This is a genomic window from Nocardioides sp. JQ2195, assembly GCF_012272695.1.
Taxonomy (GTDB): Bacteria; Actinomycetota; Actinomycetes; order Propionibacteriales; family Nocardioidaceae; genus Nocardioides.
Genome location: NZ_CP050902.1, coordinates 254572 through 266854, shown reverse-complemented (window position 1 = coordinate 266854; position 12283 = coordinate 254572). Strand labels below are relative to the sequence as shown.

Sequence of the window (12283 nt, the reverse complement as noted above, 5' to 3'; positions counted from 1 at the left end):
ATCTGAGACAGACCGGCCGGGTGGGAGGATCGCGGCATGGAGTTCGGAGAGGTCGTCCGTCGACGCCGCATGATCCGCAGGTACGCCGACAGGCCGGTCGACGCTGCCGTCGTCGACCGGCTCCTCGATCACGCCACCCGGGCCCCGAGCGCTGGCTTCAGCCAGGGCTGGGCGTTCCTGCGCCTTGACACCCCCGACTCCGTGGCGCGGTTCTGGGAAGCCACCAGTCCCGACCCGGGCGCCTCCAACCCCTGGCTCGACGGCATGCGCACGGCTCCGGTGGTGATCGTCCCGATGTCCAACGAGTCGACCTACCTGGACCGCTACGCCGAACGGGACAAGGCCGGCTCCGACCAACGGTGGCCGGTGCCCTACTGGCACATCGACACCGGCATGGCGTCCCTGTTGATCCTGCAGACCGCCGTCGACGAAGGGCTCGGTGCGTGCTTCTTCGGCATCCCCGGCCAGAGGCACGACGCGTTCCGTGCGGAGTTCGACGTACCCGGCGACTACACGCCGATCGGCGCGATCACCGTCGGTCACCGGCCTGCCGACACCGGCTCGTCCGGTTCCGCGGCGAGGCGACGACGCAAGGACACCGCAGAGGTCGTGCACCGCAACGGTTGGTGACATCCGCGTGGAGTGCTGTCACCGGGTGACAGCACTCCACGCGCTTGTGTGCTCCCCCGGTCTAGGGTCGCCGCATGGCCCGCCCCACCACACCGATCGAGCGACTCCAGGCACTGATCCGGATCCCGACGGTCTCCCACGCGGATCGCGACCGGATCGACCCGGCACCGTTCCGGGCGTTCGCGCACCAGCTCGAGGAGAGCTTTCCGCTGCTGCACGCGCACCTGGCGAAGACCGCTGTCCACGAGCACGGGATGCTCTTCCACTGGCGTGGACGGAGCGACACGAAGCCCCTCGTGCTGATGGCACACATCGACGTCGTCCCGGTCGAGGAGACCGACACCTGGCAGCACCCCGCCTTCGGCGCCGAGGTCCACGACGGGATCCTCTGGGGCCGCGGCACCCTCGACGACAAGGGTTGCCTGGCCGGGATCTGCGAGGCCGTCGAGCAGCTCCTCGAGCGCGACTTCACTCCCGAGCAGGACGTCTGGCTGAGCTTCGGCTGCGACGAGGAGGTGATGGGAGAGGCCGCTCCCGCAGCCGTCGAGATGCTGAAGGAGCAAGGGGTCGAGCCGTGGATGGTGCTCGACGAGGGCGGTGCCGTCGCACATGACGCGTTCCCCGGCGTGAAGCCACCCCTGGCCGTCATCGGAGTCACCGAGAAGGGCATCACCAACGTCCGGCTCAGCGTCGAGGGTCGCGGCGGCCACGCCAGCATGCCGACGAGGATGGACACCACCGCCCGACTGGCGCGCGCCATCCTGCGCCTGGACCAGAGCCCGTTCCCCAGCTCGGTCCCGGAGCCGACGATCGAGATGTTCCGCCGTCTGGCCGACCACCTCCCGCTGCCGTTGCGCCCGATCGCACGCAACGTCGTGCGGCTCAAGCCGGCCCTGGCCAGGGCACTGGTCGCCGCCGGACCCGAGTCGGCCGCGATGACGCGCACGACGACCGTGGTCACCACGCTCACCGGCTCGCCGGCCAACAACGTGATCGCATCGCACGCCACCGCCGGGATCAACGTGCGGATCATGGTCGGTGACACCGTGGCCGGCGTGGTCGAGCGGATCCGCTCGGTGGTCAACGACAAGCGGGTGCAGGTCGACATCGTCGAGAGCAACGAGCCGAGCCCGCTGTCCCCCACCGACGACGACGCGTTCCGCCTGCTCGAGTCAGCGATCGCGGAGACGTTCCCCGACGCGGTGGCCACGCCCTACGTGATGATGGGCGCCACCGACTCCCGCTTCTTCACCGCGATCTGCCCGCGGGTCTACCGGTTCGCACCGTTCCGGATGACCAGGGCGCAACGCGAGTCCATCCACAGCTACGACGAACGGATCGGGGTCGACGACTACCTCGAGGGCATCGACTTCTATCGCCGACTGGTCGAGGGAATCAGATGACCGCGACGGAGGAGCGCAGGAGTCCGGCCGTTCCCGGGCTCTGGGCGATCGTCGGGTTCCTGGTCTGCGTCGAGCTCGCCAGCGGGGTCCTGCAGGGCTACTACACCCCGATCTTCAGCGACATCGCCGACCACCTCGGCATCCGCGACGCCGACGTCAACTGGTTCGAGGCAGCCCAGCTGATTCTCTCCGCCCTGGTCGTTCCGTTGCTGGCCCGCCTCGGCGACCTCATCGGGCACCGCAACGTGCTGCTCATCTCGACCGCGGTGACCGCCCTCGGCTCCTGGATGCTGGCCTTCGCACCGTCGTTCACCACGTTCCTGATCGGCTGGGCGCTCCAGGGGGCGTACGTCGTGTGGTTGCCGCTCGAGATCGCGATCATCCACCGCCGCACCGCCGCGAGCGGCCAGCAGGCACTGCTCACCCGCCGGGCAGCGGCGTTCCTCGTCGCCGCCCTGGAGATCGGCGTGATCATCGGTGCGGTGACCAGCGGTGCCCTGGTCGAGGCGACGTCCATGACGTTCCTGCTGACCCTGCCCGCGATCGTGGTGACCGCCTGCTTCTTCGTCATCTTCTTCGGCATCGAGGACGTGCGCGGTGCGTCGACGGGCGGGGTCGACCTGCCCGGCCTCGGGTTGATCACCCTCACCCTCGGGCTGGTCATGGGCGGCCTGATCGCGATCCGCCTGCAGGGCGCCGAGAGCCTCTTGGCGTGGGGCCTGATCGTGGCCGGGTTGCTCAGTCTCGTTCCGTTCGTCCGCTTCGAGGCCCGTCTGGCCGAGCCGCTGATCGACGTCCGCCTCTTCGCGGAGTCGCGCCAGTGGCCGATCCAGCTGACCGCGTTCCTGTTCGGCATGTCGGTCCTCGGTGCACAGATCCCGCTGTCCACGTTCGCCCGCACCGACCCGGACGAGGTCGGCTACGGCCTCGGCGCGGGGGCCGGGTTCGTGTCGACGTTGATCGCGCTCTACGTGATCACGCTCGTCGTCGGCGCACTGTCACTGCCCCTCGCCGCCCGACTGGTCGGACCACGGGGGGCGTTGATCACCGGCTGCCTGCTCGTCGCGCTGGGCTACGGCCTGTTCCTGCCGTTCCACGACTCGACGGTGCAGGCGCTGGTCAACATGGGCATCGCCGGGCTCGGGTCGGGCGCGCTGGTCGCAGCCCTACCCGCGGCGGCCGCGGACGCCGCACCCGCAGAGCGCACCGGATTCGCCACCGGGATGACCAACGCCACCAAGACGGTCGGCGGGGCCATCGCCTCGGCCGTCTTCGCGATCGCCCTGTCCGCGACAGGTTCCCTGGAGGACCCCAGCGAGGGACACGCAGCACTCGGCGGCTATCTGACAGTCTGGGCGGTCTGCGCCGCCGCGGCCATGGTCGCAGCCGTTGCCCTGCTGGTGCTCCCGAAGCCCGACCCCACCGAAGGAACCGCTTGATGCACCTCCCCCGCCTGCCGGGTCCGCTCTCGTTCCTCCTCGTCCTGGTCGCGTGCGTGCTCCTCCCGTTGGCCCTGGTCTCGAGCTGGACAGCGACGACCGTCAGCGACACCGATGAGTACGTCGAGACGGTGACGCCCCTCGCGTCCGACCGGGCGGTCCTGACCGCCGTCCGCAAGGAGCTCAAGGTCGTCGCCGTCCGCGCGATGGCCACCACGCCGCTGGCCGGGCAGCAGACCAGCCAGATCGATGCCGCCATCCGCCGGGTGATCGAGAGCGAGCGGTTCCGGACAGCTTGGGCCGACGGCAACCGGCAGGTGCACGAACAGGTGATCGCCGTCCTCGAGGACAACAGCTCCCGCGTGGACACGGCTGATGGCGTGGTCAGCGTCGACCTGGGCCCGCTGGTCTCGAGGCTCGTGGACCAGCTGGATGCCAACGGGATCGCGACCCCCGCCGAGGTCAACGACCTCGATGCCTCCATCCCGCTGATGAAGACCAGCGACCTCGAGCAGGCGCGCGGCGGCTACCAGTTGCTTGCTGCGCTGGGCTTCTGGCTGCCGGTGACCTGGATCGCCCTGGTCGTGATCGTGCTGCTGCTGGCCCGCCGACGGGTCGCTGCGCTCGGCCACCTGGCGATCGGATCCCTGCTCACCTTGGGGATCCTGGCCGCCGGCCTCGTCCTGGCCAGGCAGCTGGTCACCGAACGCAGCCCGGACGGACCACTCGCCCAGGCGGTCTGGGACGTCGTCCTTCACCCACTCTGGACCACCCTGTGGGTCGCCGCGATCGTGGCCGGTGCCGTGCTGGTGCTCCGGATCGTGCTGGGCCTCGTGCTGCGCACGGCCCGTCCCCGGTGACGCCCGGGAGGCCACCGGGGAGCCGTGCTCACTCCCGAAGGAGGTCTTCCCACTCGGTCATCGGGTGAAACCTGGTCGCCCATCGGCCGGATAATCTGGACAGACACCTCCGAGCGCGAGGAGTTGATGTCGATGCCGGAGAGCAAGGACGTGGACGAGAAGGGCCCCGGCCAGAAGAACCCAGGCTCGCCCGACAGCAAGGCAGCCGCCAGCGCGCGGATCGCCCAGCAGCACCTCTGGGTCGACCTCCAGGTCAAGCAGGCGATGGAGCGCGGCGAGTTCGATGACCTGCCGGGCGCCGGCAAGCCGATCGACGACCTCGGGGAGCACCACGACCCCGACTGGTGGCTCAAGAAGATGGTCGAGCGCGAGAAGATCTCCGTGCTCCCACCGGCCATGGCCCTGCGCAAGGAGGACCTCGAGCTCGATGCGCTTCTCGACCGCCAGGCCGGTGAGAAGCAGGTGCGCGACGTGCTCGAGGACTTCAACCGCCGCATCGTCAACGCCCGCCGACAGCTCGAGGGCGGCCCACCGGTGATCACGCCCACGCGTGACGTCGAGGCCGAGGTCGCGGCCTGGCGTGACCGGCGAACGGCCAGGCGGGAGGCCGCCGCGGCCCGCCGGCGCGAAGCCGACCTGGCCCGGCCACGCTGGTGGCGCCGCAGGCGGGACTGACTGACAGTGGAGGATTTCACGCACGTGGTGCACGAAATCCTCCGACGTGGTGATCCTGCTCGGGGATCCACCACCAGCTCGGGGAGCCGCGGAAGGACCCCGTGGCAGTGGTTCACGCCGCCATCCTGGTGGGTGCTGCGGTTCAGCTCTCCTGCATCGGAATCCGTACGCCGCGCTCCGCGGCCACCTCGGAGGCGAGGTCGTAGCCGGCATCGACGTGGCGGATCACGCCCATCCCCGGGTCGTTGGTCAGCACCCGTTCGATCTTCGCGGCGGCCAGGTCGGTGCCGTCGGCGACGCACACCTGACCGGCGTGGATCGAGCGTCCCATGCCGACGCCGCCACCGTGGTGGATCGAGACCCAGCTGGCACCGGACGCGGTGTTGACCAACGCGTTGAGCAGGGCCCAGTCGGCGATCGCGTCGGAACCGTCCTTCATCGACTCGGTCTCCCGGTAGGGCGAGGCGACCGAGCCGCAGTCGAGGTGGTCGCGCCCGATCACGATCGGCGCCTTGAGCTCACCCGAGGCGACCATCTCGTTGAACTTCAGGCCGGCGCGGTGCCGGTCGCCGTAGCCCAACCAGCAGATCCGCGCCGGCAGGCCCTGGAACGAGACCCGCTCGGCGGCCATGTCGAGCCACTTGTGCAGGCGGGCGTACTCAGGCTTCTGGTCAGCAGGGAAGAGCTCCTTGATGGCGCGGTCGGTGGCGGCGATGTCGGCCGGGTCCCCGGAGAGGGCTGCCCATCGGAACGGCCCCTTGCCCGCGCAGAACAGCGGCCGGATGTAGGCCGGCACGAAGCCGGGGAACTCGAACGCCCGGTCGTAGCCGCCCTTGCGGGCCTCGTCGCGGATCGAGTTGCCGTAGTCGAAGACCTCGGCGCCGGCGTCCTGGAACTCCACCATCGCCCGCACGTGCGCGGCCATCGCGGCCTGGGCGGCCTTGGTGAAGCCGATCGGGTCGCTCTCACGCTGGGTCTGCCACTCCTCGAAGGGCACGCCGACCGGCAGGTAGAACAACGGGTCGTGGGCCGAGGTCTGGTCGGTGACGATGTCGATCAGGCCACGTCCGTAGTCGTCCTTGACGGCGAGGTGGCGCTGCAGCAGGTCGGGAACCATCTCGGCGGCGTTGCCGAGCACACCGACGGACAGCGGCTTGCGGGCGTCGCGGGCCTCGAGGGCGAGCTCGAGTGCGTGGTCGAGGTCGCGGGCCTGCACGTCGAGGAAGCGGTGCTCGATGCGTCGGGTGATGCGGGACTGGTCGCACTCGATGCAGATCGCGACGCCGTCGTTCATCGTGACCGCGAGCGGCTGCGCACCACCCATGCCTCCGAGCCCGGCGGTCAGGGTGACCGTGCCGGCCAGCGTCCCGCCCCCGGTGGTCGAGGAGGGAGCGTCAGCGACCGCCCCTCGGGACGGCTCGTCCCTCGCGTCCTCAGGGACCATCTCGGATCCACGACCCAGCTTCTCCGCAACCGCGGCGAAGGTCTCGAACGTGCCCTGCAGGATGCCCTGGGTGCCGATGTAGATCCAGGACCCCGCCGTCATCTGGCCGTACATGGTCAGACCGAGGTCCTCGAGCTTGCGGAACTCCTCCCAGTTGGCCCAGTCCCCGACCAGGTTGGAGTTGGCGATCAGCACGCGCGGCGCCCATTCGTTGGTGCGCATGACACCGACCGGCTTGCCGGACTGCACGAGCATGGTCTCGTCGTCCTCGAGGGTGCGCAGCGTGCGGACCAGGGCGTCGTACGCCTCCCAGCTGCGGGCTGCCTTGCCGGTGCCGCCGTAGACGACGAGGTCCTCCGGACGCTCGGCGTTCTCGGGGTCCAGGTTGTTCATCAGCATCCGCAGCGGGGCCTCGGTCTGCCACGACTTCGCGGTCAGCTCGGTGCCGGTCGCGGCGTGGATGGGCAGGCGCGGGTTCTCGGTCATGCGAGTTCTCCGATCACTTCTTCGGCGGCGGCCAGGACGGCGCCGGACTGGACGAGCGAGACGGCCGCGGCGATCTCGGGTGACAGGTGGCGGTCGGGCCCGGGGCCCTCGATGCCTTCGGACCTCAACAGGCGTACGACGGCTGCCGTGGCCGGCGAGGGTTCGAGCGGAGCTCGCATGTCGAGCGCGCGGGCAGCGGTGAGCACCTCGATCGCGACGACGCGGGACAGCCCGTCGACCGAGCGGCGCAGCTTGCGCGCTGCCGACCAGCCCATCGACACGTGGTCCTCCTGCATGGCGCTGGAGGGGATCGAGTCGACCGAGGCGGGGTTGGCCAGGCGCTTGAGCTCGGAGACTACGGCGGCCTGGGTGTACTGCGCGATCATGTGACCGGAGTCGACGCCGGGGTCGTCGGCCAGGAACGGGTTCAGCCCGTGGTTGCGGGCCTTGTCGAGGAAGCGGTCGGTTCGGCGCTCGCTGATCGAGGCCACGTCGGCGGCGACGATGGCGAGGAAGTCGAGCACGTAGGCGACGGGGGCACCGTGGAAGTTGCCGTTCGACTCGACGCGCCCCTCGTCAGCGAGCACCACCGGGTTGTCGACGGCGCTGGCGAGCTCGCGCCCGGCCACCGTGGCGGCGTGCTCGACCGTGTCACGGGCTCCCCCGTGGACCTGGGGGGAGCAGCGCAACGAGTAGGCGTCCTGGACCCGGTTGCACTGTGTCCCGTCCCCGGGGAGGCCGCGGTGCGAGGCGACCACGCCGGAGTCCTTGAGCAGCGCGGTCAGGTTGGCGGCCGAAGCGGCCTGACCCGGGTGCGGTCGGATCGCCTGCAGCTCGGGGGCGAAGACGCGGTCGGTGCCGAGCTGGCCCTCGACCGACATGGCGGCCGCGATGTCCGCCGTCTTCAGCAGCATGCGCAGGTCGGTGATCGCCATGACCAGCATCCCGAGCATGCCGTCGGTGCCGTTGATCAGCGCGAGGCCCTCCTTGGCCTCGAGCTCGACCGGGGTGAGCCCGGCGGCCGCCAACGCCTCGGCGGCCGGCACCAGGGTGCCGTCGGCGTCGCGGACGTCACCCTCCCCCATCAGCGCCAGCGCGCAGTGGCTCAACGGAGCCAGGTCGCCCGAGCAGCCGAGCGATCCGTGTTCGTGCACCACCGGCGTGATGCCGTGGGTGAGCACGTCGGCCAGGAGCTGCGCGGTCTCGAGGCGGATGCCGGTGTGACCGGTCGCCAGCGTCGAGAGGCGCAGCAGCATCAGCCCCCGGGTCACCTCGCGCTCGACCTCGGGCCCGGACCCCGCGGCGTGCGACCGGACCAGGGACTTCTGCAGCTGGGCACGCATCTCGGTGGGGATGTGGCGCGTGGCGAGAGCCCCGAACCCGGTGGAGATGCCGTACGACGGGGTGGCCCCGGCCGCGAGCTCCTCGACCACCGCACGGGCCTTGCCGATGGCTGCCTGCGCCTCGTCCGTGAGCGTGACACCCGCACCCCCGCGGGTGACGGCGACGAGCTCTTCGAAGGTGACCGGTCCGGGGCCGACTGCAACGTTGTCCATGTCGTCCATCCAACTCCCGGGGCCGGCGGGTGAACAGTGGCTCGTGGGCATTGTTGTCTCGGATGCGAGACCGCAATTCATCAACGGGCCGGTTTCGGGCACCGGCTTGAGCAGCATGCCCACCACGGACCCCGACACTGGAGGAACCCCATGGAGACCAGCACCATCGTCTGGATCGTCGTTGCAGTCATTGTCGCCCTGATCCTCATCGCTCTCATCGGATCACTGCTCAAGCGCAAGAAGGCCCAGCACGACCGCGAACGAGCACAGGAGCTCCGCACCGACGCCCAGACCCGCGCCAGCAGCCTCCACGGGGCCGACCAGGAGGCCCGAGCCGCCCAGGCAGAGGCCGACCAGCGCAGGATCGAGGCCGAGCGGGCGGCAGCCCAGGCCCACGAGAAGCAGCAGGCACTGGCCCACGAGCAGGCCGACGTCGAGCAGCGGGTGCGCGAGGCGGACCGGGTGGATCCCGACGTCAACGTCAAGTCGAAGGACTACCGGCCCACCACGCCGGAGGCACACCCCCAGGGCACCGTGACCAACGCGGACGGCACGCTGACCTACCCCGATGGCAGCGTGCGCCGCGCAGACGGAAGCACCGTCGACTCCGGAGGCCCCGAGCTGCGCGGCTGACCGCAGGGGCCGGGCCCTGCGACGCTGCGATCAGGCGTTGGTCAACACCTGACCGGGTGCCTCGTCCGTGTCGAGCACACGGGCGAGGCGCTCCTGCTTGACCGCCCAGGTCAGTCCGGCGACCCAGGCGACGAAGAGCGCGAGCACCGAGATCCAGACCGTCGTGCCCGAAGTACCCGAGGACTCGAGGATGGTCTTGGCGTTGGTCACCACGATCAGGCCACCGGCGGCAACGCCGAGCACCCGCGCCGGGAGGATCCGGACCAGCCACGCGGCGATGGGCGCGGCGATCACGCCCCCGACCAGGAGCGCGGCGGCGTAGCCCCACTCGATGCCGGACGAGCCGAGGGCGATGATGAAGCCGAGCGAGCCACCGACCGCGACGACGAACTCCGAGGTGTCGATGGAGCCGATCACCTTGCGTGGCTCCAACCGGCCCGAGGACAGCAGCGAGGTGGTGCCCACGGGGCCCCAGCCGCCACCGCCGACGGCGTCGAGCGCCCCGCCGAAGAGACCCATCGGAGCGAGGAAGGCGACGGACGGGCGTTCCTTGAACTGCGGGCGGCGACCCCCGAGGGCGAGGAAGCGCCAGATCACGTAGACCCCGAGGGCCAGCAGGATCCCGCCGACGATCGGCTTCGCCGCGTCGCCGTCGAGGCTGACCAGGAACGTGGCCCCGGCGAAGGCCCCGACGAAGCCGGGGACGGCCAGGATCCCGACGGTGCGCCAGTCGACGTTCCCGAACTTCGCGTGCGAGGCACCAGAGACGAGTGAGGTGCCGATCTCGGAGAAGTGCACTGCGGCCGAGGCGGCCGCGGGTGCGACACCCGCGGCCAGCAACAGGGTGGACGACGTGACCCCGTAGGCCATGCCGAGCGAGCCGTCGACCAGCTGGGCGAGGAGGCCGACGAAGCCCAGGACGAGGAGTTTCCGCATGACGGAGCCTTTCCATAGTGGATTAAAACGATAGACTTTGTTTGTATAGTGACATACTGCAGTTAAACCCCACAACAAAGCCAGCGCTCCGGCGCGTCGCCGCACCTCAGATCGTGAGCGAGCCCCTGATCACCGTGTGCGAGGTCCCTCCGACCCACTGGTCACCAACCGCGTCGGTGGTGATCCGCACGTCACCCGCCCGCCCGAGGGCCGTGCCCTGGCGGACCGTGTAGTCGGCCGGCGCCAGCCCGGCCTCGACCAGCCAGACCGCGAACCCGGCATTGAGCGAGCCGGTCACCGGGTCCTCCGGCACGGCCAGCTCCGGGCAGAAGGCCCGCACCTCGAAGTCCGCCGGTCCGCCCGCGGAGTGCGGACCGATGACACCCAGGTCGAGCTCCCCGATCGCGGCGTGGTCGGGATCGAGCGCCAGCACGTCCTCCGCACTCTCCAGCAGGAGCCCCATCCACCCGGGACCGTTGTCGATCCAGCTCGACGCACGGACCCGCTCGGGAGGAACGCCCAGCGCGGAGACCGCTCGCGCCAACGTCTCCTCGTCGACGGGACCGGAACGGAGGAACCCGGGAGCCCGGAACGCCCAGGCGGCACCGTCGCGCCGCAGCGACACCAGGCCGATGCCGCATTCCTGCACCACCTCGTCCTCACCGGCCGGGTTGCCGCCCTGCTCGAGCCACGCATGGGCACTGCCGAGCGTGGGGTGGCCGGCGAAGGGGAGCTCGGCAGCCGGGGTGAAGATCCGCAACCGGTAGTCGGCGCTGGGGTCGGTCGGCGGCAGCAGGAAGGTGGTCTCCGAGAGGTTGGTCCAGCTGGCGAACGCCGCCATCTGCTCGTCCGTCAGCCCGACGGCGTCGTGCACCACGGCCACCGGGTTGCCGGTCAGCGGACCGGAGGCGAAGACATCCACCTGGGAGAAGTCAAAGGTCGTCATCACCACAACGTACGACGTGTCCCACACCGTTCACTCCGTGGGAATCGGTCGGTACGTCGTCGCCGCGGGCGTTGACTGGGCCCGTGACCACCATCCACGCCAGCACCGGTCGTCGCTGGGCGATGCTGGGAGCCAGCACGATCGCGCAGGCGGCGGGCGCGGTGATGATCCACGGCCCCGCCTTCCTGATCCCCGTGCTGCACGACAAGAGGGGCCTCAGCCTGGCCGAGGCCGGTCTGGTCGCCGCCGCCCCGACCGTCGGCGTGATGCTGGCCCTGGTGCTGTGGGGCCTGGTCGTCGACCGCGTCGGTGAACGCTTCGTGCTCATCGCCGGGTTGGCGGTCACCACGGTGGCCGGGCTGAGTGCCACTCTCGTCGACACCACCGCGTTCCTCGCCCTGGCGCTGCTCCTGGCGGGAGCCGCCGCTGCCTCGACGAGCTCGGCCAGCGGACGCATCGTCGTCGGCTGGTTCCCGGCCGAGCGTCGTGGCCTGGCGATGGGCATCCGACAGATGGCCCAACCCGTCGGTGTCGGCGTGGCCGCGATCAGCATCGCGGTGACCGCGGACCAGCACGGGATCGCGGCCGCACTGCTCGTGCCGGCAGCGGCCTGCGGCATCGCGCTGCTTGCCGTCGTGGCCATCGTCATCGACCCTCCCCGACCGGCCCGCACGGAGGGAGATGCGCCCAACCCGTATGTGCAGGACGACTACCTCACCCGGATCCACGGGGTCTCCGTGCTGCTCGTCGTGCCGCAGTTCCTGGTGTGGACCTTCGCCCTGGTCTGGCTGGTGCAGGACCGGGACTGGTCACCCGCCGCTGCCGGAACCCTGGTCGCCACCGCCCAGGTCGTGGGCGCCGTCGGCCGGATCGCGGTCGGTCACCTGTCCGATGTCGTCGGCAGCCGGATGCGCCCGCTGCAGTGGGTCTCGGTCGGCGCCGCGGCCAGCATGCTGCTGCTCGGGATGAGCTCCGGCGCGGACTGGCCGGTCGCCGTCGGCCTGATGGTGGTCGCCACGGCGATCACCGTGGCCGACAACGGACTTGCCTTCACCGCGGTCGCCGAACGGGCCGGACCGTTCTGGTCGGGCCGGGCCCTCGGCATCCAGAACACCGCCCAGTTCCTGGCCGCCTCGGCCGTGCCTCCGGTCGCGGGGATCGCGATCACCGAGTGGGGCTACTCGGCGGCCTTCGCGGCGGCCGCCTTCTTCCCGATGATCGCCATCGCCCTGGTGCCGGTGCGCGACGAAGCACCGCTGGCCTGACACGATGCGA

The 12283-nt window shown here is 70.5% G+C and carries 11 protein-coding genes; 7 read left to right on the top strand and 4 right to left on the bottom strand.

Features of this window, described 5'->3' with window-relative positions; all coding sequences use genetic code 11:
* The first annotated feature begins 36 nt into the window (after positions 1-36).
* The 5 genes from ncot_RS01255 (at position 37) to ncot_RS01235 (ending at position 5007) form a co-directional block, all read left to right on the top strand.
* The gene (locus ncot_RS01255) at positions 37-630 is read left to right on the top strand and encodes a nitroreductase family protein (RefSeq protein ID WP_168615969.1); all 594 of its coding nucleotides are present in this window, start codon (positions 37-39) and stop codon (positions 628-630) included.
* Positions 631-704: 74 nt separating this feature from the next.
* Entirely contained in the window at positions 705-2033 is a 1329-nt protein-coding gene (locus ncot_RS01250) for a M20/M25/M40 family metallo-hydrolase (protein WP_168615968.1), read from the top strand.
* Positions 2030-3472 carry an MFS transporter gene (locus ncot_RS01245; RefSeq protein WP_168615967.1) on the top strand — a complete coding sequence of 481 codons (1443 nt, stop codon included), beginning with the start codon at positions 2030-2032 and terminating at the stop codon, positions 3470-3472. The genes ncot_RS01250 and ncot_RS01245 overlap by 4 nt, the downstream gene beginning before the upstream one ends.
* A complete protein-coding gene (locus ncot_RS01240) occupies positions 3472-4332 on the top strand; it encodes a hypothetical protein (RefSeq protein WP_168615966.1) in 861 nt (286 codons plus the stop codon). The genes ncot_RS01245 and ncot_RS01240 overlap by 1 nt, the downstream gene beginning before the upstream one ends.
* Before the next feature lie 132 nt (positions 4333-4464).
* Complete coding sequence (locus ncot_RS01235; RefSeq protein ID WP_168615965.1) at positions 4465-5007, top strand: DUF1992 domain-containing protein; 543 nt, start codon at positions 4465-4467, stop codon at positions 5005-5007.
* A gap of 142 nt (positions 5008-5149) precedes the next feature.
* On the opposite strand, the gene hutU is transcribed toward ncot_RS01235, so the two are convergent.
* Positions 5150-6937: a urocanate hydratase gene (gene hutU / locus ncot_RS01230; protein ID WP_168615964.1), complete on the bottom strand. Its 1788-nt coding sequence runs from the start codon at positions 6935-6937 to the stop codon at positions 5150-5152.
* Positions 6934-8493, bottom strand: a complete 1560-nt coding sequence (gene hutH / locus ncot_RS01225) for a histidine ammonia-lyase (protein ID WP_206065072.1) — start codon at positions 8491-8493, stop codon at positions 6934-6936. The genes hutU and hutH overlap by 4 nt, the downstream gene beginning before the upstream one ends.
* Positions 8494-8643: 150 nt before the next feature.
* Between hutH and ncot_RS01220 the strand changes: the two genes are divergently transcribed.
* Entirely contained in the window at positions 8644-9126 is a 483-nt protein-coding gene (locus ncot_RS01220) for a hypothetical protein (protein WP_168615962.1), read from the top strand.
* A 30-nt stretch (positions 9127-9156) separates the two neighbouring features.
* Here the strand turns inward: ncot_RS01220 and ncot_RS01215 are convergent, their stop codons facing one another.
* The gene (locus ncot_RS01215; RefSeq protein WP_168615961.1) at positions 9157-10062 is read right to left on the bottom strand and encodes a sulfite exporter TauE/SafE family protein; all 906 of its coding nucleotides are present in this window, start codon (positions 10060-10062) and stop codon (positions 9157-9159) included.
* Positions 10063-10168: 106 nt separating this feature from the next.
* Complete coding sequence (locus ncot_RS01210) at positions 10169-11008, bottom strand: PhzF family phenazine biosynthesis protein (RefSeq protein ID WP_168615960.1); 840 nt, start codon at positions 11006-11008, stop codon at positions 10169-10171.
* A gap of 83 nt (positions 11009-11091) precedes the next feature.
* On the opposite strand from ncot_RS01210, the gene ncot_RS01205 reads away from it, so the two are divergent.
* A complete protein-coding gene (locus ncot_RS01205) occupies positions 11092-12273 on the top strand; it encodes an MFS transporter (RefSeq protein WP_240938013.1) in 1182 nt (393 codons plus the stop codon).
* Positions 12274-12283 lie beyond the last annotated feature (10 nt).